At 33.7% G+C, this 21,613-nt stretch carries 17 protein-coding genes; 3 read left to right on the forward strand and 14 right to left on the reverse strand.

Annotated elements, in window-relative coordinates; all coding sequences use genetic code 11:
* The first annotated feature begins 590 nt into the window (after positions 1-590).
* Together rdrA and rdrB are read left to right on the forward strand one after the other, a co-directional pair.
* Positions 591-3,080, forward strand: coding sequence for an antiviral RADAR system adenosine triphosphatase RdrA (gene rdrA / locus AC5LW9_RS06380; RefSeq protein WP_493456545.1), 2,490 nt, complete (start codon positions 591-593; stop codon positions 3,078-3,080).
* A gap of 3 nt (positions 3,081-3,083) precedes the next feature.
* The gene (gene rdrB, locus AC5LW9_RS06385) at positions 3,084-5,675 is read left to right on the forward strand and encodes an antiviral RADAR system adenosine deaminase RdrB (protein ID WP_493456546.1); all 2,592 of its coding nucleotides are present in this window, start codon (positions 3,084-3,086) and stop codon (positions 5,673-5,675) included.
* Between the two features lie 104 nt (positions 5,676-5,779).
* On the opposite strand, the gene AC5LW9_RS06390 is transcribed toward rdrB, so the two are convergent.
* Positions 5,780-6,694 carry a helix-turn-helix transcriptional regulator gene (locus AC5LW9_RS06390; protein ID WP_493456547.1) on the reverse strand — a complete coding sequence of 305 codons (915 nt, stop codon included), beginning with the start codon at positions 6,692-6,694 and terminating at the stop codon, positions 5,780-5,782.
* A 164-nt stretch (positions 6,695-6,858) separates the two neighbouring features.
* Here AC5LW9_RS06390 and AC5LW9_RS06395 point away from each other — a divergent pair, with 164 nt between their 5' ends.
* Complete coding sequence (locus AC5LW9_RS06395) at positions 6,859-7,239, forward strand: VOC family protein (protein WP_493456548.1); 381 nt, start codon at positions 6,859-6,861, stop codon at positions 7,237-7,239.
* A gap of 130 nt (positions 7,240-7,369) precedes the next feature.
* On the opposite strand, the gene AC5LW9_RS06400 is transcribed toward AC5LW9_RS06395, so the two are convergent.
* From AC5LW9_RS06400 to AC5LW9_RS06460, 13 genes are all read right to left on the reverse strand, one after another.
* The gene (locus AC5LW9_RS06400; protein ID WP_493456549.1) at positions 7,370-8,806 is read right to left on the reverse strand and encodes a hypothetical protein; all 1,437 of its coding nucleotides are present in this window, start codon (positions 8,804-8,806) and stop codon (positions 7,370-7,372) included.
* A complete protein-coding gene (locus tag AC5LW9_RS06405) occupies positions 8,806-9,066 on the reverse strand; it encodes a PAAR domain-containing protein (RefSeq protein ID WP_065737304.1) in 261 nt (86 codons plus the stop codon). Before AC5LW9_RS06405 ends, AC5LW9_RS06400 begins: the two co-directional genes overlap by 1 nt.
* Before the next feature lie 26 nt (positions 9,067-9,092).
* On the reverse strand, positions 9,093-9,272 hold the full coding sequence (locus tag AC5LW9_RS06410) for a hypothetical protein (RefSeq protein WP_493456550.1): 180 nt from the start codon (positions 9,270-9,272) through the stop codon (positions 9,093-9,095).
* Complete coding sequence (locus tag AC5LW9_RS06415) at positions 9,250-9,417, reverse strand: hypothetical protein (protein WP_493456551.1); 168 nt, start codon at positions 9,415-9,417, stop codon at positions 9,250-9,252. The genes AC5LW9_RS06410 and AC5LW9_RS06415 overlap by 23 nt, the downstream gene beginning before the upstream one ends.
* Complete coding sequence (locus AC5LW9_RS06420) at positions 9,404-10,318, reverse strand: T6SS immunity protein Tli3 family protein (protein WP_493456552.1); 915 nt, start codon at positions 10,316-10,318, stop codon at positions 9,404-9,406. The genes AC5LW9_RS06415 and AC5LW9_RS06420 overlap by 14 nt, the downstream gene beginning before the upstream one ends.
* A gap of 3 nt (positions 10,319-10,321) precedes the next feature.
* A complete protein-coding gene (locus AC5LW9_RS06425) occupies positions 10,322-11,101 on the reverse strand; it encodes a T6SS immunity protein Tli3 family protein (protein ID WP_493456553.1) in 780 nt (259 codons plus the stop codon).
* Positions 11,102-11,225: 124 nt separating this feature from the next.
* A complete protein-coding gene (locus tag AC5LW9_RS06430) occupies positions 11,226-12,137 on the reverse strand; it encodes a T6SS immunity protein Tli3 family protein (protein WP_493456554.1) in 912 nt (303 codons plus the stop codon).
* Positions 12,118-12,921: a T6SS immunity protein Tli3 family protein gene (locus AC5LW9_RS06435; RefSeq protein WP_493456555.1), complete on the reverse strand. Its 804-nt coding sequence runs from the start codon at positions 12,919-12,921 to the stop codon at positions 12,118-12,120. Before AC5LW9_RS06435 ends, AC5LW9_RS06430 begins: the two co-directional genes overlap by 20 nt.
* A 127-nt stretch (positions 12,922-13,048) precedes the next feature.
* A complete protein-coding gene (locus AC5LW9_RS06440) occupies positions 13,049-13,960 on the reverse strand; it encodes a T6SS immunity protein Tli3 family protein (protein ID WP_493456556.1) in 912 nt (303 codons plus the stop codon).
* Complete coding sequence (locus AC5LW9_RS06445; RefSeq protein ID WP_493456557.1) at positions 13,941-14,741, reverse strand: T6SS immunity protein Tli3 family protein; 801 nt, start codon at positions 14,739-14,741, stop codon at positions 13,941-13,943. The genes AC5LW9_RS06440 and AC5LW9_RS06445 overlap by 20 nt, the downstream gene beginning before the upstream one ends.
* A complete protein-coding gene (locus tag AC5LW9_RS06450) occupies positions 14,731-17,376 on the reverse strand; it encodes a T6SS effector phospholipase Tle3 domain-containing protein (RefSeq protein WP_493456558.1) in 2,646 nt (881 codons plus the stop codon). The genes AC5LW9_RS06445 and AC5LW9_RS06450 overlap by 11 nt, the downstream gene beginning before the upstream one ends.
* 3 nt (positions 17,377-17,379) lie before the next feature.
* Positions 17,380-19,902: a type VI secretion system Vgr family protein gene (locus AC5LW9_RS06455; RefSeq protein WP_493456559.1), complete on the reverse strand. Its 2,523-nt coding sequence runs from the start codon at positions 19,900-19,902 to the stop codon at positions 17,380-17,382.
* Positions 19,903-20,473: 571 nt separating this feature from the next.
* Positions 20,474-21,493, reverse strand: a complete 1,020-nt coding sequence (locus AC5LW9_RS06460) for an amidohydrolase family protein (RefSeq protein WP_198236227.1) — start codon at positions 21,491-21,493, stop codon at positions 20,474-20,476.
* Between the last annotated feature and the right edge of the window lie 120 nt (positions 21,494-21,613).

Raw genomic sequence — 21,613 nt, forward strand, 5'->3', positions numbered from 1 at the left:
CTACTACACGAAACCTCAAGATATTAACCCAACAAGTAACTATCCTAAAATAAATATGATCCAGCAATGAAAATAAAGATTTAATTTAATTTGTCCATAAGTGAATTGTTATTTGGTTGCAGATGTGATGAGTTGTGAAAATGGATTAGCCAATACTCTTAAAATCGATTATAAAACCATATCAAAATATAGAATAAATGATTAAAGATAAAGCTCGTTTAATTTACTGATTTAACGCTTTTGATTTAATAATATTTATTATAAATAATCTACTGACAGTTTAAAGCAAAAATGCCAAATGAATTTCTGACCAGCAAAGATTATCGTAAATAATTATAAACGACCTCATTAAAAAAATATCCAGATTTTAATGCAAATCATGACGTTATTTGAAATAGAATGGAATTAGGTTATATTTTATCCATATTTTATCTAAAAATGGTTTTTTAGATTCAAAATGTCATTAGTGAAAGCAAAAATATCATATTTTTATAGATTAACTAAATAGTTGATTAAAAAATTACCTAATTAAGGTAAAATAATCTACTTACAGTACGTTAAGTGAAATAAAAATATGGATAGAGCGACTTATGGCAAATAATATAATTTTAAATCTAACAATCAATGAATATCTAGATTCTTTTTCAAACGAAGAACTTTGGCAACAAGCAGCCAAAGAAAAACTGGTAGAAATGTTAAAAAATACCTGTGATGAAGCTGAAGCTTATAAACGAAATCGTAAAGAAAATAAAAATAAAAACGCAATTTATGCTGCACATAATGCAATTTGCATCAGCGGTGAACGAGGGGCAGGTAAAACCGTATTTTTACGTAATATAGAAAATTTTTGGCAAAAAAGTTATGATAAAAGGCAGATAGACGATATTTTCTTTCTAGAAATTATCGATCCCACTTTACTTTGCAATCATGATGAGTTTGCCAATGTTATTGTTGCTCAATTATATAATGCAGTTGAAAAAAGATTACAATCATCTTCTACTAATCAATGTCAACGTAATGATTTTTATTCTTCTCTACAAGAACTTGCCAATGCTCTAGGAAAAACAAAAGAATTTAATGATTACACAGGTATAGATAAAATACTCAAATATAGTTCTGGTGTACAAATTCAACATCGCTTTCATGATTTTGTAGAAAAATGTATTGAAATTTTACATTGTAAAGCGATTGCTATTCCAATTGATGATGTCGATATGGCTTTGGACAAAGCCTTTGAAGTGTTGGATGATGTACGTCGATTACTTAGCTGCCCTTATATTATCACCATTATCAGTGGTTCTCTTCACTTATATTCCCATATGATAAATGTCCATTTTCAAAAACTAGCAGCACCCAAAGAATTTATTGCTAATGATACATCAAAAGATGGACGTGAAACAGCTCAATCATTAGCTGAAGCTTATCTCACCAAAGTATTTCCGAATCACCAACGGTTACCTTTATTACCTATTGATGATCTTTTACCTAAATTAAAAATTATTGAAAAAGAAAAGGATGATGGCATAACATTTTTTAAATACGAGAAAGATCTTCAAAACTATTTCTACTATTTATGTAATGGGGAAGCTAGTAGTACTAAATGGCCCAAGCCGAAAAATGCTCGAGAAGTCACTCAACTTATAAGATCATTACCACCATCCATATTTTGTCAAGAGAAATTAGAAGAGTACTTATGGTCTACTTTTCAATCTTGGGCAGAACAAAAACAAGATGGTGTTGCTTATAGTAATGCTATTAGTTATCAACGGGTAATAAATTATAATAAAGAAGATCTATTTAAAATTGAACAACTATTGGCATTTAGCCCTAAACAACAAATATACATAAAATTTTCTGGCAGTAAAAAGAATTTTTTCGATGAGCAATTAGAAGCGATTAAAGAGCTATCTAGCAAAGGAGAAGACAATAAGAAAGTTTTAACCAGTGTATTTAACAATTATAGTTTAGTTATGCGAAGTATGCCACCTTTAGAGTTTTTGGTTGAAAATCTTTTTTTGAGCAAAAGAACTATAGAAACTGACGAAAATAATATTTTAAAATTAATTTATACGCATTGTGATTATTATGGAAAATTGAGTCAGCAAATTCATAATATCTTTTTTAGTCGTGCTTATGAAATATTGATTTTATCTATATTGGATGCTATTTCTTCCAAAGATAATAACATCGATTGGGAAAAGCAACTGCAATTTACCCTAAATTCTCCACCATTTTATTCAATTCATGCTATGAATCCAACTAAATTTGTTGATGATGAGGATATGTCAGATGGAGAAGACTTTAGAACCAATGATGAGAATAGTAACGACAGTAACGACAGTAACGACAGCATTAAGGATTTCGCAAAGCAAATAGATGACTGGCGTGAAATGCATGAAGAAAGTTTGAAAGGGTTACAAACAAAGAATTTGATTCCCTTATTGCATGCAGTATTTAATAAGGTTTTTACTCAGTTACATATCATGCGTAAAAAAAGCTTTAAATTGAATGAAGATGAACATCTTTCTGATATTGCAAAACGTTTCGAATACTTAGTAATTAACGCTTTCGCTAGTTTTATGAAAGATGGAATAATCATTCATGCTAACCCTGCATTAAACGCTGCAGTAAATACGATTAGAGAGAAATCAAAATTTAAAAGTTCTGATCGAATATTAACAAAAAATATAGAAGGAATAGTTGATTTCGATACTAAAAAACCTGAAGTAAACGGCGGTATTGAATCACTACTATTATCAGCTATATGGAATCATCCCCTTTTTAAGAACAATGATGCTTCTTCTCCAATGTTTAAAATAGGTTCTCGCCACGAATTTTATACATTTAACAGCATTAAATTAAATGTCATGAAAAAATATAAAAATTTTAATGCTGACACTTTAAGTGATTGGGTTAAAGGACAAAAACGTCCAACATTAACAAAAATGCTTGATGGGTTAAGAGAGGATGACCTGTTTTCAAATTATGAAAATGAAGAAGAGTTGTTAAATATGAATAAACGAGAAGAATTTCCTCGACTATTCATTACAATTTATAATCAATTAGCCAGCAGGAAATAAACAATGTTCACATTTGATTTAAAATGGATTGTTCCTGCTGTAATTTTAACGTCGGATCGGTTATTAAATTCAGAAATGAATTTACAGCAAGGTAAAAAATTAAACGAAAAACTGCATACGATATTAAAGCAGGCAATACATGATTATCAACCTTATTATCGTCATCGCTTACGTTCTGATGATATTGACTATGCTATTGAAGAGTGGCTTAACCATGATAAAGATGTCGATCCGATTAGTTGTTTGGATAAATTGGCAGACTATTTTTTAGAGTGGACTGGTGTGAGTTTTGAAGTAAAAAAACCGCTATTGGATTTGTGGTTAGCATTAGTATCATTAATTGATCCTAATTGGATAATTGCTTCAGCTTATAAAAATCGTATCGAAAATAGGATATTGCAACCAAACAATGCCATTGCTAATATTTTAACAGATCAATGTCCGATTGCATTGGTCAAACCACTTGGCAATAAAGTTTATGCAGATAATCATGTCCATTTAAATGGGCATGGATCCTCATCACTTTCAATGCAAAGTTTTGCTCTTTATTTAGAAAAAGAGCCTGAAAATATTGAGTGGCCTAATCGCCCTGAGTTTACTCTATATGAAAGTAATACATTAGATAAACAATATTTACCATTGTTAGTGAGAGCATGCAGTATATTATTGTTACAACAGATATTTTTTGATCCTGAGAGAAAAAATTCCGAGAGTGAAAATGAATTCGTCAATTTTAATATAATAAATTTAAAGACTATTATATTTAAAAAAGTTTCAATGATAAAATTTTACAATAATACGCGTACCTCTGCGCAAAAAATTATAAGGATAGCAAATGATCCAAAACAATGTCAGAAAAATGGCTGGTTATTATTATGTCTGGGCTTTTTAATTCATGCTGATAACAACCAAAATAGTGGTTATAGAAAAAACTTATCAATATTTATTAAAAGTAGTCATATTTTAAGAAATTATATGACTGTATCAGGAATTGGACTTAGTCAGTTTGTAAGTTTTTTTGGATTTTCATTAAGAAAACCTGAAAAAATTTATAAAAATGGACATAAATTTTATGATTTCGTGGCAAATCATGACGCTGCAAGTAATATTAAAAGAGAGTTTAGAATATCGCCTAATGTTTTAATAAAAGAAAGCGATGGTAATCTCAGTTTATCACTTGGAAAATTAAAAAAATTTTCAAATTATTTCTTCCGATGGGGTAAACCTGAAAACCATCATTTTGTGATTCATTTTACTCGAGGTTTTCCTAACAAAAAAAATATTAACGATAGGTTATTAAAAGATTTTCGTGATAAATTGAATTTACAGGTAAATAAACTACATGACCTAATGAATTCAGTTGAATATCAAAAAGCAGAAATTAATATTGGAACTGGATTTCCTCCCAAAAAAGCCAAAGTTGATCTTAGAAAGTTAATACGTGGATATGATATTGCAGGAAATGAAAATCAATTACCAATTGAGATATTCGCGCCAACCCTTCGAGTTCTTCGGTCAGCATGTTATCAAGTAAATAGTCCTTTATATTTACCTTTCAAAAAGCCATTTTTAACGGTTCATGCCGGCGAAGACTTTAGTCATGTTCTTTCGGGTTTAAGAGCTATTGATGAGGCGGTTAATTTTTGTCAGTTTGATGAAGGGGATCGCCTTGGACATGCTTTAGCCTTAGGAATAGATATTGAGCAATGGGCAAAACAACAAAAACGAGCCTATCTGACGGTTGGTGAGCATCTAGACAATTTAGTATGGTGTTACTATCAAGCGCTAAAACTTTGTGGAATCTTACCTGAAATTCAATCTACTTTACCGATTTTAGAATACAAAATTAAGCATTGGTCTAATTACTTATATAGTGATGAACACTATTCAATTAATGATTTATATCAAGCTTGGCTACTTCGGCGAAATTGCCCACGTCGATTAAATAACAATCAAGGCATAAGTGAAGTTAAGCGAAAAGTACGTTTACCTGATTATGAATTTTTAATGAATCATCCTGAAAGTAAAGCAAAAAAATTATGGTTAAATTACCTTTATTCAAACTATCCATCCGATAATAAAAGACGGTTTAAAACTATTTCAGTTGATTTACAAATAGACAGCAATATAATTCCTCAATTTATTAATGAACCACTAATAGATTCAATATCAAAAGAAGAGCTAAAACTCTATACAGCAATTCAAGATTTATTGATTGAACAGTATAGTAAGCAAGGAATTATCCTCGAAGCCTGTCCGACATCCAATCTTTATATTGGTAGAATCAGTCACTATCATGAACATCCTTTATTTCGTTGGCACCCACCAAATGGTAAATGGCTGCAAAATGGTGAAAGGTTTAACCTTTTCGGTATCAGAACGGGCCCTATTTCGGTATGTATCAATACTGATGATTGTGCATTAATGCCTACAACCATTGCTAATGAACACGATGTGATGATGAAAACGGCAATCAAACATTTCGATATAGGTCAATGCCAAGCAGAAGAGTGGATTGAACGAATTCGTCAAAAGGGTGTAGATATTTTTGATTCAAATCATATTGATTGGACTAATATATCTGACCAATATTAAGTAATGTTAATATGGCGAATAACATTAATTTTAATAAAGTTGATATGTCAACACAAAAGGCTCTAAATTAATTGTCAGATCGGTTAAACGAAGTTGGAATTAATTCAAATTTCCTCTTCGTTATATAATTGCCTAAGTTTTTCGGTTCGTTGGATTAGTTTGTGACGGACGTGTTCAGGCTCTAAGCAGAGGCATTGATGCCCAAAACTCATTAATATACCGTAACTATAATCATCTTCGATAAAATCAAAATCGACTAGATATTTATTATCATCGAATGGATTTATATCTTTCTTATCACAATAATCTAATATGCGTTCTAAGATAGAGCTATCAATTAATAATTTTATTTTAAAGACCTTTTTTTTCATGTCTCGTTTAAATAAAGAAACCATGTCGGGATTCGATCTTTTAGTAAAATTTATGTCTGTTTTATGGATGTTAGACATTTTCGATAATTTAAATATGCGAAAATCATTTCTATTTAAACAATAACCTTGTAAGTACCACTCTTTTTCTTTAAATAGCAGTTGATAAGGCTCAATTAATCGAGAAATCGCGTCATTTTTAATTTTGCGATAATCAAATGATAACAGTAACTGCTGACTCAATGCCCCTTTAATAATCGCTATTTTATTATTAATGTTTTGTTTTAAAAACCAAGGGGATAAATCTACAGTAAGTCGGTTTAGGTCATTACTTAAATCATTAAGTTCTTCCTGAGACAAAAAGCTTTTAATTTTTTCGTGAGTATGGAATTTTTCATTGTCACTTAAAATTGGAGAAGATAATAAATTCAGACCTTTTAAAAGAACAGTCACATCGTCTTTAGTAAATAGACCTTTACTGATTTTATAATCTTTTAAAATACTGAACCCGCCCTGACTTCCTGCATATGTGATGATCGGAATTCCAGCACGTTCAATAACTTGTATATCTCGATAAATGGTGCGCAATGATACATCTAATTTTTCCGATAATACTTTAGCGCTTATTCTATCTTTCTGAAGTAGTATCATAATGATAGTAATTATACGGTTAATTTTCATATTTTAAGTGTTGAAATAATTGATCTTAAATTTTTAATATGACATACAGTTGTCAGGGTTACCTCATCATAATATAGATAACATAATTTAAATATATTAATTTTTTTAATATCTATTACAAAAAGGTAACCAAAATGTTTAAACCAAATAGCGTTATTATTTATGTTAAAAACATCGATATCAGTACCGACTTTTACACAAAAATACTTGAACAAAATCCTATTGAAACCTATCCAGGATTTGCAGTTTTTTTATTGAAAGGCGATTTTATTTTAGGATTACAACAAGCCGATCAAATCACACCTAAAGCACCGAATCATTTTGGTGGTTTTGAACTCTCTTTTAGTGATATAACAAAAGATAAGGTAGACGAAATCTATTTAATATGGAAAAAGCTAAACGTAAAAATAGAACTTGAACCTCAAATGCTTGATTTTGGCTATACTTGTGTTGGCAATGATCCAGACGGGCATCGCCTTAGAATTTGCGCCACTGACACCTCAAAGTTTGAATAAAAGTGATGAAATAAAATTATAAAAACAATGATTATCTTTTTTTCATGAAAGATTTACATTTAAACTAATTTAGGTGATAGGAAGAATAGGAGCGGTGGAACGCGCTCCTATATAAATAGGATATTCTAAATTAAATACTATTTGATATTTTATCTTGTTCTTCAAACCACATTTCAATGAAATCATCTTCTTTTGAAGACCTTTGATAAAGGGTACCTACAATAATTGCCCCGATAATAAAAAGTCCCGCAATAAAAGAAAAAACGCCTATTTGCATCAAAAATTCAGAATCTGTTTCTTCAAGTGAAAATATTATTGTTAAACAGATGCAGAACAAGAGTAATAAGCAACTTAAACAAGTTATGGTTGGATAGTAACCTTTTATATTATCTTCTTTTGTCGGTGTATATGCCGTTTTATCGGATAATTGCATAATATTAATTGAATCTTTATTTTGCGTAGCAATGATTTGCCCTTTTTGCTCTTTAACTATACCATCTGCAGCGAGTGACAATGCAAGCCATGCATGACTATAATCTAACTTACCTAAATTTATCTCCAATTGATAAAATTTATTTGGTTCAAGTTTTATTCCGCTGTTTGGATCAAATAATGTAGCTTTAAAACTGTGTAAAGCAGGAGATGGTAAATAGAGTGTCCATGCTTGGTTAATCTTTTCTCTTTGTACTTGTTCTGAATCCAAAAAGTACTCTAGATCTTTATTGAAATTAGTTAAATTTGTATTAAGGGAGCGGAATAAATTTAATTTCAAAGTAGATTGATTTAATACCTCTTCATCATTTGAAAACAATAGTGCACAACAATATTCTGTTACCTGTAATTGAGTTTCGGTATCAAACAATAGATTAATTAATAGTATATTTTGTATTGAATTATCATCAATCCAATCATTAATCTTATCTATGGAGGGTATTATGTTGGAAAAGGTAATATTAGATTGATGAATGTTTAGTTCATTGAGTTGGCTGTAACTCATTAACGCATTGTTTATAACTTCTTGGTCTTGATTAGTGTTTAAAAGAATTATTACACTAGGAAGCATGTTTAATTTAGATTTCATTGGTAATAAAATCTTATCAAACAAATAGAATAATGGAGAACTGTCATTTTCTCTTATAATTGAAATGGGTATTACTTTATCGGGATTTGTTGGAGAATGCCCCTCAATTTTCATTATTTTTAAAGAGACATTATCAATACCTGTAATATAATGGTAATCGATCAGATTTATTGAACTTTGGCACCAACTTTGCCAATTTAAACGCATGTTTTTTAGATAATGATTAAATATTAACGTATCAACTTTTTCATAAAAAAAGAAGCTGTATAAAAATCCCATCACAGACAAACCAAATAATATTGGCGCAATAATAAAAAAAATGAAGATAAGATTAAATTGTGAGAACACCGCATCGTTATCATTCTGAACAATAAAAATAAAAATGATATAAAATAAAAAACTAATCACAAAAATCAATAAATAAACCCATTTTGAAAAATTCTTAGGTATTGTTTTTTCTTCAATATTTGGTAATTGCCATTTCATTAGTTGCATCCCACTTGTGTTAATGTTGATATTAATACACAGCCACATGCGGCATGACATCCTTCAACAGCAACTTGGCGTTCATGCATTAACCAAGTAGGATGTCCTTCAATAATCGGATTTATACCATGTCCTTTTTTCGGGCAAGATACACTGTCTCCCACTAAAGCAACAGGTTTACCATCAAAATCAGCCCCAGAAGCACTAATAACATTTCCACCATGCGAATGTGGATCACCTAACCGTATTACACCTTTCATAAATAAATTCCTTACTTATATTTTATTTACCTTTTTTCAGATCTAACTTCATGACGAATTTTGTCCCAACCTTGATAGGGTTCAAGTTTAATATTACGTGCGCCAGTTAATCGCTCTATTTTTGCCAATACATCAACAATGGTTAACCTGACGCTTTTATCGGCTTGTGTGTCAATATTAGAATTATTTTTCTGCCCCGATTTCACAACGAATTTTGTCCCAACCTTGATAGGGTTCAAGTTTAATATTACGCGCGTCAGTTATCCGCTCCATTCTTGCCAATACATCAACAATGGTTAACCTGACGCTTTTATCGGCTTGTGTGTCAATATTAAAATTATTTTTCTGCACCAATTTCACAACGAATTTTGTCCCAACCTTGATAGGGTTCAAGTTTAATAGTACGTGCGTCGGTTATGCGTTCTATATAAGCGGGTTTATAATAAATTTCCCAATATTGCCCAAATCTTTGGACTTCTATCATGTTTTCACCATTAAGGTATAAATCAATATTTTTTTTAGTGTTTATAACACCACTTAATGAATGAAAAGTCTGTTGAGGGTATTTGAACATTTGCCAAAAGACAGTATCGCCAAACAGTACATCATTTTTTAGAATAAAATACCCCGTATTGCCAGAAACGGTAATGGTATTAATAAAGCCTTCCATTGTCGATTTTTTAACATCATTAAATTGCAGGGTTAATGGGCTATCATCTACACCCATAAAACGCTCCACTTGCTCACTGGGTTTAGCTGCAAAGCTGGTCACCTTGCCAACATAAAAAGTTTTACCGCCATCAATTGAAAATGGCACTGCAGACATATCATCGGTTGGAATGCCGATATAGTCTTTGCCAGGATTGTAATAGTCAAATTTTGGTAACCTATCGTAAGTAAAAAAGACTTTATCAATACGTGTGTGAATATTTTTGGCCTGATCGTGATACCAAATTAATCCTTCACAGTTTTCGCCTTGCAGCTCTAAATAACGATCTGCATCATAACGATAGATAACCTGACGTTTTTCACTTAGATAATAAAACGAAGCTGTATCGTGGCGGTCATTAGTCCGAATCGCATCAGGATAAATAATTTCGTAACCTTCTCTTGGCTCAGGCATTGGAATATCCAGTCCCGTTGTTTCTTCATATCTTTCCGGTAAATTTGAACCAAAGTTAATGATGACCCCCCATAAACCGCCAGGAATGATAATGCAACAGATTAACAGTTTAATCAGTCTCTTTTTCATGCGTTACCTCGTCTGCACGCCTAATAGGTGGCGTAATTGGGTTTGTAATTTAATAAGCGGCGTATAACGGTTATAGACGGTTATCGGTTGTTTTAAGCTAGGATCACACTGCCATCGCTGCCAACCAGGATACTCGGCAGGCATGATTGGCATAGTTTGAGGTTGATCCGTCCAACGGTACCCCTTATATTGTCTGTGACCAGCTAAATATTTCTCGTTAGTAGCCGACAATACCGTAAATGCCGAACCGATAGGCTTGGGAGAACGGTAAATACCTCGATTTTTATCTTTTAAGAAAAATTGATTATTCATAACCACAATGTTTTCTACGGTATGATAAGTAGGTTGATAACTTCCCATACCCTCATACGTTTCAATATCAATGGTACTGAAAGAACGCCCGCCATCCTGGGAGAAATCTATAGCAGAATAATCACTTGAAGGTATAAAAATATAATCTTCTGGCATATGGGCAAAGGGCTCGGTTAAAACTTTTGCAGAGTGCCGAGCTAATTCGTAATAGATCTGCTTTTGATCATCAACATAGTACATTCGCCCTTGGCAACCATAGCCAGTTAATTGGATAAATCGATGTTTATCAAAACGGAACACAACTTGGGTAGGGGCTGTATATTTAACTTTATCTTCACCCGGTAAAGGGATGATCGCCAAAAAACAGACCAAAAAAACGCTGTAACTTAACCAACAAAAAAGATGCCAACGTTTAAAAAAACAAAATAGAAATAATGCTAAACTCAGTAGTAAATAACTTATAATCAACAATCAATATTCCTTCTATAGTAAATGACGTAATATTGTCATTTTGTTGCATTCCAATACGGTTTATCTTGCCAATACATCGACAATAGTCAACTGGACACTTTTATTGGATTTGTTGATATTAGAATTATTTTTCTGCCCCAATTTCACAGCGAATTTTGTCCCAACCTTGATAGGGTTCAAGTTTAATATTACGTGCGCCAGTTATGCGCTCTATATAAGCGGGTTTATAATAAATTTCCCAATATGAACCAAATTGCTGGACTTCTTTCATGTTTTTACCTTTAAGATATAAATTAATATCTGCTTTAGTGTCGATACCATTTAATGAATGATAAAATTGTCTAGGGTTTAACCCCATCCGTTCATAAAATACTGTTTCCCCAAACAGTACATCATTTTTTAGAATAAAATAGCCTGTATTACCAGAAACGGTAATAGTATTAATAAACCCTCTCATATATTCATCAACATCCCTAAATTGCAGGGTTAATGGGCTATCATCTACCCCAATAAAACGCTCGACTTGCTCACTAGGTTTAGCAGCAAAACTGGTCACGTTGCCAACATAAAAAGTTTTACCGCTATCAATTGAAAACGGTATTGCTGACATATCGTCGGTTGGAATGCCAATATAGTCCTTACCCGGGTTGTAATAGTTAAATTTTGGTAACCTATCGCGAGTAAAAAAGACTTTGTCAATACGTGTATGAATATTTTTGGCCTGATCGTGGTACCAAATTAATCCTTCACAGTTTTCACCTTGCAGCTCTAAATAACGATCTGCATCATAACGGTAAATAACCTGACGTTTTTTACTTATATAATAAAATGAAGCTGTATAGTTGGGATTACTTGTTTTAATAACTTCTGGATAAATAATTTCATAACCTTCTCTTGGCTCAGGCATTGGAATATCCAGTCCCGTTGTTTCTTCATATCTTTCCGGTAAATTTGAACCAAAGTTAATGATAAAAGCCCATAAACCGCCAGGAATGACAATGCAACAGATCAACAGTTTAATTAGTTTCTTTTTCATGCGTTACCTCATCTGCAGCGCCTAATAGATGGCGTAATTGGGCTTGTAATTTAATAAGTGGCGCATAACGGTTATAGACGGTTATCGATTGTTTTAAGCTAGGATCACACTGCCATCGCTGCCAACCAGGATAATTGGCAGGCATGATTGGCATAGTTTGAGGTTGATCTGTCCAACGATACCCCTTATATTGTCTGTGACCTTCTAAATATTTCTCGTTAGTCGCCGACAATACCGTAAATGCCGAACCGATAGGTTTGGGTGAACGGTAAATACCTCGATTTTTATCTTTTAAGAAAAATTGATTATTCATAACCACAATGTTTTCTACGGTATGATAAGTAGGTTGATAACTTCCCATACCCTCATACGTTTCAATATGAATGGTTTCGAAAGAGTGTCCACCATCCTGGGAAAAATCTATAGCAGAATAATCACTTAAAGGTACAAAGATATAATCTTCAGGCATATGGGCAAAAGGCTCGGTTAAAACCTTTGCCGAGTGCCGAGCTAATTCGTAATAGATCTGCTTTTGATCATCAACATAGTACATTCGCCCTTGGCAACCATAGCCAGTTAATTGGATAAATCGATGTTCATCAAAGCGGAACACAACTTGGGTAGGGGCTGTATATTTAACTTTATCTTCACCCGGTAAAGGAATAATTGCCAAAAAACAGACCAAAAAAACACTGTAACTTAGCCAACAAAAAAGATGCCAACGTTTAAAAAAACAAAATAGAAATAATGCTAAACTCAGTAGTAAATAACTTATAATCAACAACTAATATTCCTTCTATAGCAAATGACGCAATATTGTCATTTTGTTGCATTTCAATACAGCTAATCTAGCTATTACATCAATAATAGTTAGCTTGACACTTTTATCGGCTTGTGTGTCAATATTAAAATTATTTTTCTGCACCAATTTCACACCGAATTTTGTCCCAACCTCGATAGGGTTCAAGTTTAATATTACGCGCGTCAGTTATCCGCTCTATATAAGCGGGTTTATAATAAATTTCCCAATATCGTCCAAATCTTTGAATCTCTTCTCTGTTTTTACCTTTATGATATAAATTAATATCTGCTTTGGTGTTTATACCATTTAATGAATGAAAAGTTTGTTGAGGGTATTTAAACATTTGCAAAAACACAGTATCCCCAAACAGTACATCATTTTCTAGAATAAAATAGCCTGTATTACCAGAAACGGTAATGGTATTAATAAAGCCTTCCATTGTCGATTTTTTAACATCCTTAAATTGCAGGGTTAATGGGCTATCATCTACCCCAATAAAATGCTCCACTTGCTCACTAGGTTTAGCAGCAAAGCTAGTCACGTTGCCAACATAAAAAGTTTTACCGCCATCAATTGAAAACGGTATTGCTGACATATCATCAGTTGGAATGCCAATATAGTCCTTACCCGGGTTGTAATAGTTAAATTTTGGTAACCTATCGCGAGTAAAAAAGACTTTGTCAATACGTGTATGAATATTTTTGGTCTGATCGTGGTACCAAATTAATCCTTCACAGTTTTCACCTTGCAACTCTAAATAACGATCTGCATCATAACGGTAAATAACCTGACGTTTTTCACTTATATAATAAAACGAAGCTGTATAGTTGGGATTACTTGTTTTAATAACTTCTGGATAAATAATTTCATAACCTTCTCTTGGCTCAGGCATTGGAATATCCAGTCCCGTCGTTTCTTCATATCTTTCCGGTAAATTTGAACCAAAGTTAATGATAAAAGCCCATAAACTGCCAGGAATGACAATGCAACAGATCAACAATTTAATTAGTTTCTTTTTCATGCGTTACCTCCTCTGCGACGCCTAATAGATGGCGTAATTGGGCTTGTAATTTAATAAGTGGCGCATAACGGTTATAGACGGTTATCGATTGTTTTAAGCTAGGATCACACTGCCATCGCTGCCAACCAGGATAATTAGCAGGCATGATTGGCATAGTTTGAGGTTGATCTGTCCAACGATACCCCTTATATTGTCTGTGACCAGCTAAATATTTTTCGTTAGTCGCCGACAATACCGTAAATGCCGAACCGATAGGTTTGGGTGAACGGTAAATACCTCTATTTTTATCTTTTAAGAAAAATTGATTATTCATAACCACAATGTTTTCTACGGTATGATAAGTAGGTTGATAACTTCCCATACCCTCATACGTTTCAATATCAATGGTACCGAAAGAACGCCCACCATCCTGGGAAAAATCTATAGCAGAATAATCACTTAAAGGTACAAAGATATAATCTTCAGGCATATGGGCAAAAGGCTCGGTTAAAACCTTTGCCGAGTGCCGAGCTAATTCGTAATAGATCTGCTTTTGATCATCAACATAGTACATTCGCCCTTGGCAACCATAGCCAGTTAATTGGATAAATCGATGTTCATCAAAGCGGAACACAACTTGGGTAGGGGCTGTATATTTAACTTTATCTTCACCCGGTAAAGGAATAATTGCCAAAAAACAGACCAAAAGAACGCTGTAACTTAACCAACAAAAAAGATGCCAACGTTTAAAAAAACAAAATAGAAATAATGCTAAACTCAGTAGTAAATAACTAATCAACATCAGAAACTCCTTTTAAGTCAGGATCGGGGAACACCCATTGTGGTGGTTCGGTTAATTTTTGGTATTTTGGTTTTTTCAATTCTTCTTTTATTGGTTTAAGTATCCTATTTGGCATGCTGTGGTAAAAATGGTTGACAACTAATTTTTCATCTTCTGGCATATGTCGATTTGGATAGTTCATGGCTTTTTTTAACTCATCAGGCAGTATACCTTTGTGAACATATTGAAAGGTTTCGGGATCGGTATTTTCAGGGTGGCGCCAATCAGCCAGTACCCGCCAATTGTTTAGTAATGTTTGATGTGATTCACTGATATTTTCAACAACCCCAATTGCTAAATCATAAGCCATGATTTTAGCTGGCGCTTCCAAACTGTTGGTTATGCCCGAATGGTGAGAACTGGTATCTTTTTTGTCGTCTACTTCTTTACCTATTTCGGACTCAATATGTTTTTGTGAGTTACGGTAAATCACTAATATTTTATTTTCCTGCTTGACCATATAACTTGCGGACTCTATTCCTCTATCCCATTCAGAATGATCGTCGAGCAATTTTTTTAATTGGAGTTCATCAGTGATAAAAGGCGATGAAATATCTTTTTCATCTATTTTTTTTTCAGGTATATAATCAGGTCGGTCAATGATTTCATAATTTAATTTTTTTTCTAAATCTTCAACAAATTGGTTATTACTATTATAAATATCATTATAGTGGATGGCTCGGCTTAACTTTGTTTTGCCACTTGGTTTGTCTACTGTGTAGATCATGGTTTCTGGAACGGGTTCACCATTAATCAATCGGGTGGTTAATATATAAGGTGCAGTTGTTAAGCCACCTGTTGTTACTGTATTACATTCATACACTGATTTACCATAAAGATCAGATGCTGATAGCTTTGGATTTTCCTTTGAATTTTTATCTGTTTCATAATCTATACAATCTGAATCTAATTGACCAGAACTAGTCTTTTGATAAACAAGTTCCGGATAATCTCGTTTTATTTCTTCGTTAGAAGGTATATAATGCACATGAATTGATTGACCTTCATTTGCATAACAGCCATGACTAAAAAATCCATCATGCCCTTTGAATAAGGGTTCCTGAATTAATTTAGTTAACTGTTCTGGAAGTAACACAACCGGTATGTTTATTCCGTAATAGGTTTTAGCCCCACGACGTTGTTGATAATCCTTCACACTAATATAACTTGGGTAATCTTTTTCTTGTACCTCAATAAGAATAAGAGGAATGTTTACTTCTTTATTTTTAGGATCATTACCAACGATATGACCATGACTAAAAATTCGTTGTTTAAGGTTTTGATGTTTACACTGTTTAAAAATATTATCGGGAATACCTTGCCAACCCATGCCTTGAACATTCCATAACGATACCACATGATCATTGGGACTAAAGTATTGATACACTTTACCAAAGTTATCCCGATAAAACAGTTCTTTATCATTACCAAGTCTATCATACTGTTTTTTAGTTCCATCCGCTTGGGTATAAACTTCATTATCATCAATTGCAGTATTAATTACCCCTGTTTCAATTAAATCGTTAAATTCAAAAAATTTATCTCTCCGATCTCCCTGAAATTTATAAATTTGATCAACAAAATTAATAAATGTCTGCTCTCGTCCGTATTGTGATTGAACCCCCATACATAGATCTTTGGAAACTATTTCAGCTAAAGTTGGCTCAAAAGCATAGGGTGAATGCGCTAAAATCACGCAATCAGCAGGTAGTGGCTCGCTTTTATCATTGGCTAAAATCAGGTTAGCTAACATGGTAATAATGGTGCCTTGACTGTGGGCAACTATATTAATTGGAATATCTTGCTCTTCGGTATCCTTTCTAATCTTTTTGATTAAATTGGCTAAACGATGGGCTGCAAAGGCATAATAGATACGATGTGGGTTTAGATAGCTTCTTGCACCCTTTGGTGTAGCTAGCTCGCCAGCAGATCCTAAAAAGCCAGCCATTCCCGGACCATACATATCGGGTATGCAGGTGGTGGCATTGGCAAAAGGTCCACCATTACGTCGATAAAGGTAATCGATCCAGTTACCAAATTTGTCGCAATTAAGTTTATTGACCTCTATATTTTCGGTTTTGAGATGGTAGTTGCGATCAATCCAATAGCTATCGTAGGGTAATTCAGGATCTTTAACATTGCTATCCTGTAATCTTTTGTAATAGGCGATCTGTTCTTGTTTATAGGTCTCTTCATCTACTGGTCTGTATCCCCAGGTAAAGGGAATAATAGGTGAATAACTTTTATGTTTTACCGTTTTCGGTTTTAACGGTGGTTTTATTTGATCAACATTTTCTTGCCATTCTGGCAACATCTGGATTCGTGGCGAAAAATCATCAGCACTTGTTTGCGCCCATCGCCATTTGTTAGGTTTTAAATCTTTACGACCTAAGCGACGATTTAAACCTTCGCAAATCATTTTATCTTGATTTTCAAACGCTTCTCCAACATCATTTACACCATGAATTAATATTACAACACAGGGTAAAGGGCGTGATGCTTCTATATTACTTGTTAACATGGCTCCCGATTCAGGGGGAAGTCCTGTAGTACTATCCGAGATATTGTTTCCTTTTAAGTTATCAAAATCAGGCATAACCTATTCCTTTTTTAATATTTCTATTTTTATTTGTTCTAATTCTGTCATTGGAATGATTTCTGTTTCTCCATTTTCATCGGTTATACCATCTTGTGTACTTCCGTCATTGAAGTGGATACGGTACGGTTGATTTTTTAGCACCTGTGAGGGTGAATCATTAAAGTGCAATTTGAATTTTCGAGCCAGACTGCCTTTTTCAAATGAAGGTACCGCTTCTTTTATACTTTCAGGACCACTGTAAGATAATACTGCTGTTTTTTGTAATATGCTGGTTGGGGCTATCATTTCGATAGTGCCATTTTTGATACGAATTCCGCCACCACCACTAAGCAGTAGCAGTTCATTTTGGGCATTAATGGTAATTTTACCTGCACAGCTAGTGATAAACATATTTTTTTGGGCAGTTAACTCCATTTCATCGGATTGGGCTTGAATTTGAACTCGTCCTGAAGCAGCAATAAGTTTTATTCCTAACTTATGGGCAAAAATAGATATCATTTCACCTGCTGCCATAGAGAGCTTTTTAAAAATATTGATGCTGGCATTGTTACCTGCAGTAGCAATAATATTTTCATTGGCAGCATGTTGAATGCTTCTGGGCGAAATTTGTGTGATCCCTTGTTCACCATGAATAACAACAGTTGATTCCTGTAATTGATTACTGGCATCGAATAATGCTTGCTGTTCGGTTATTTCGGCTAGTTCAGCGCCACTCACTTTGCCGCAACCGATCAACGCCTGAGATATATCAAGAGATTTTTCAATCTGTTTAATGGTACCTTTCATATCAAGCTGTTCACCAGTCGCTTTTTCTTGGCTTATGGTTGTAAGATAAACACCTTTACTGGCTCTTATTGCTCCAAATTCATCGGTCCTAAGTTCAAACCCTTCGCCACGCTGTTGCTTTTTATTATTTACTAAATGCCCAAGGTTAAGCTGAGTTTTACCGTATTCGGTGGCTAATTTGATATGTTCTTGCTCACGCTTATCATCCATGCGCAGTTTATTATTGGCAGGTGTTCGAATTACATTACGGTGTTTGTTACTGGTCGAAACGTGATCCGGATTGCTACTGTCATGCATTGCATGAGCAATATAAGGCCTATCTGGATTGCCCGAAGTAAAACCGATCGCCACTTCTGTGCCGTCTATAAGCGGGAAGTGGAACCCATAAGTATCACCTGCATAAGGTTTAGCGAGTCTAACCCATAAGCTTTCTTCACCTTTCTTCCATTCGGTTAAATCAAAATCGAATTTAACACGATAACGACCTTGAGTATCAATGTAACCGTAGATATCATTATCTGGGCTGGTGACTCTGGCTGGTAAGGTTCCACTCACCTTTGGCCAAGCAATTGGAGCAGGGCGATAAGGTTTTAATTCTTCGAATGGAATAGCTGTAAAATGGGTTTTGTAAGATGTGCTTCGGTCTGCATAACATTGCGTTGATAGGATTATAATCCCTTTTTGAATATGGTTAATTGGACTTTCATCAACGGTAATTATTTGCCCTGGCATTAATTGATAATCATTACACTCACCACGGATAATGATTTTATCACTGATGTAATATTCATGACGGATTTGCGCATACCAATGGCCACTTTCTACTGTGTTTGGGCTACCTTTTTGCTTATAGTGTTCACCATAGCGGTAATCATTGCCATAAGTAGTGGTGTCCTTAATTTGGGTATTAACGTTAGATTTTAGATTACTCTCGGCGGCGCGATAATTATAATCATTAACCGATACTTGTTGTTGTTTGGTTTTACTTCTAAATTGTAAATTCCAAATACTGTTTTGTTGAACATCATTCATACCGCTAGGCGGTTTAAAAGGCAAGTGTCCTGTATTATCAAATCCTTGTTCGTAATCACTGATAACCATGACATCACAAGGGTGCTGTACATGTGTTTCAAAACGAAACCAAATCCCAATATCGGCTAAAATACGCTGAATAAAAACAAGGTCACTTTCTTGCCATTGAGTAATAAATTCACGAGCAGGATAGGCGTTTTTCAGTTCTAGGCGATATTCAATACCAGTAAATCCATGGGAGCGTAAAACATCTTCTACAACATCAACCGCGCTTTTATTTTGATAGATAGCACATCGATGTTCATTGGCTAGTAGGGCTAAGCGTGAATTTAATATGACTTGATAACGAGCTTCATCTTTACTTACTGATATCAAGCTAAATTCAGTAATAACACCATATATTGTCCTATTTTGTGCTTGAGAGGTTAGCGAACTGAGTTGAACAAGTTGTTTTATAGAATTTGGTGCATGAAAGGTAAGCGAGGCAGGTTGATTAAGTATTGAGTTAATGTCGATTTGTTTATTGGTACTGGTAAATGTTATTTCGTAATGCCAAGGTTCATTCAATGACTCTTGCCCGTTAATGGAGTAAATTGAGAGAATTGTGAGTTCATCAAGTTGATCAATTGACAGGCTATAGTGATTGAGTTGACTATCAGTTGCTAATGAAGCAATTCCATTTATTAAGGAGTTTATCCCATCCATTTTTGCCTTTTATACTTATCTTTACTTTTTTACATCAAACTATGTGAATTTTTGTAAATAAGATACGTTAAAATAGATTGTTGTCAATGAGTTAGTTTAATAGATTTGATTATTTTTTACAATTAATACGATTAATAAGTGATACGACTTAGTTTTTTTATTATCCAAGTTCTAAACCATAACTTTAAAGGAAAAAGCAACAGATCGCTTTAATGAAAAAATTCAAATAGTTTAGTATATCTCTTTATAATTTATTGAAATATTAAACTAATTTTAAATGAGATTAATTATTGTGGTAATGCCCAATATTTAACCAAAACAAAAAATCGGTCAAATTAACATGGATTTTATAAAGTATGCTGAGATTTATACTCATTAATCTATCAAAAAAATGGACATAATCACGTATGTTTTACCAAACGATTAATTGTAAAAAATAAAATCGTTTGATAATAAACATAATATGTTGATGCAAAGTTGAAAAATAAGCTTTCTGAAATAAGATAATATCCAAAAAAAACTCACCATAATTTTATTATTTTTGGTGAGATTTTTATTTATAAAAGACGATTTATTTTTCCAGTCCTAATACCATTCGTCCATTTTTGGTTGCTACATTTACCACATTATCCAAATCGGTATAGCGGCAGCCGGTAACAAGTAGTTTAAGTTCTTCCCACATATTGCCGGTTGAAAATGGCAGCATATAATCACTAATATTATCGGTACCAATAGCAACGGGAATCCCGGCTGAGGCAAGTTCGTCAACGGGGGTGAGTGAGTTACGAGTAGGGCCTTGTTCTTCACGGCGTGGGCTGTCAATCCAAGCAAATGGGCAAGCAATGACCATCATTTTTGCTTCTTTCATTTTTTGATAAAGTTTTTGACGATATTCCAAGCTGTGTGCTGTGATTGAAATACTGTGAATAGCAACGACACGACCATGCATACCATGCTCTAAAGTTTTATCGGTGAGTTGTTCGGTTTCGATTTCGTCTGATGAGTTAAATTGGTCAACATGAACATGAACCATTTTACCCAATGATTTACCCGTTTGCATTAACACATCAAGATGTTTTAATCCCATTCCTTTACCATGATCACGTTCATCTCGGCGAGGTAAGCCACCAATGATATCAACCAAATCAGCACCTTTATCAAACCAGTAGCGAGCTTCTTTATCGATGACACCTTTAAGTGTTTGGTTGACTAATTTAATAATAATATCATTTTTATAGGTCTCACGAGCTCGAAGTGCACCTCTAATAGCGCGTTCTTCAGCAATTGGATCAATATCCACAAATGAACCCATTGCCGTTACCCCTTGTTCAATCATACGCTCAACCGCCATACTAAAATGGCGATAGTAATCATCTTCACTCATTGATGCCTTAACTTTATCTAAAGTATCCCATTTTTCAATTAAGGTCTGTTTTTGGTACACATCAAAACTATCTACCGTTATGGTAAAAGCACGATCGGCATGCATATGTGAGTTAACCCAACCGCCATTTTGCTTTATTTTATTCATCAAATATGCTTTTAAACTTTGATCTCGACTGGTTAATAACATTTTTTTATTATCGGTCATAATACGCCTCTATAAATCAATTACTTTTGGTATTTAATAAAAATGGTGGATAAAAAAAATCCTCCACGAAGGAGGACTAAAGACATCAACAATGTTGGACGAAAATATTGTTGATTAAAA

The organism is Gilliamella sp. LMG 34360 (assembly GCF_984568995.1).

Bases quoted from the DNA above. Each gene is read 5' to 3' on its own strand.
- AC5LW9_RS06430 (WP_493456554.1), bottom strand. From the start codon at position 12,137: ATGAAAAAGAAACTAATTAAACTGTTGATCTGTTGCATTGTCATTCCT.
- AC5LW9_RS06390 (WP_493456547.1), bottom strand. From the start codon at position 6,694: ATGATACTACTTCAGAAAGATAGAATAAGCGCTAAAGTATTATCGGAA.
- rdrB (WP_493456546.1), top strand. From the start codon at position 3,084: ATGTTCACATTTGATTTAAAATGGATTGTTCCTGCTGTAATTTTAACG.
- AC5LW9_RS06450 (WP_493456558.1), bottom strand. From the start codon at position 17,376: ATGCCTGATTTTGATAACTTAAAAGGAAACAATATCTCGGATAGTACT.
- AC5LW9_RS06395 (WP_493456548.1), top strand. From the start codon at position 6,859: ATGTTTAAACCAAATAGCGTTATTATTTATGTTAAAAACATCGATATC.
- AC5LW9_RS06405 (WP_065737304.1), bottom strand. From the start codon at position 9,066: ATGAAAGGTGTAATACGGTTAGGTGATCCACATTCGCATGGTGGAAAT.
- rdrA (WP_493456545.1), top strand. From the start codon at position 591: ATGGCAAATAATATAATTTTAAATCTAACAATCAATGAATATCTAGAT.
- AC5LW9_RS06445 (WP_493456557.1), bottom strand. From the start codon at position 14,741: ATGTTGATTAGTTATTTACTACTGAGTTTAGCATTATTTCTATTTTGT.
- AC5LW9_RS06400 (WP_493456549.1), bottom strand. From the start codon at position 8,806: ATGAAATGGCAATTACCAAATATTGAAGAAAAAACAATACCTAAGAAT.
- AC5LW9_RS06460 (WP_198236227.1), bottom strand. From the start codon at position 21,493: ATGACCGATAATAAAAAAATGTTATTAACCAGTCGAGATCAAAGTTTA.
- AC5LW9_RS06455 (WP_493456559.1), bottom strand. From the start codon at position 19,902: ATGGATGGGATAAACTCCTTAATAAATGGAATTGCTTCATTAGCAACT.
- AC5LW9_RS06440 (WP_493456556.1), bottom strand. From the start codon at position 13,960: ATGAAAAAGAAACTAATTAAATTGTTGATCTGTTGCATTGTCATTCCT.
- AC5LW9_RS06420 (WP_493456552.1), bottom strand. From the start codon at position 10,318: ATGAAAAAGAGACTGATTAAACTGTTAATCTGTTGCATTATCATTCCT.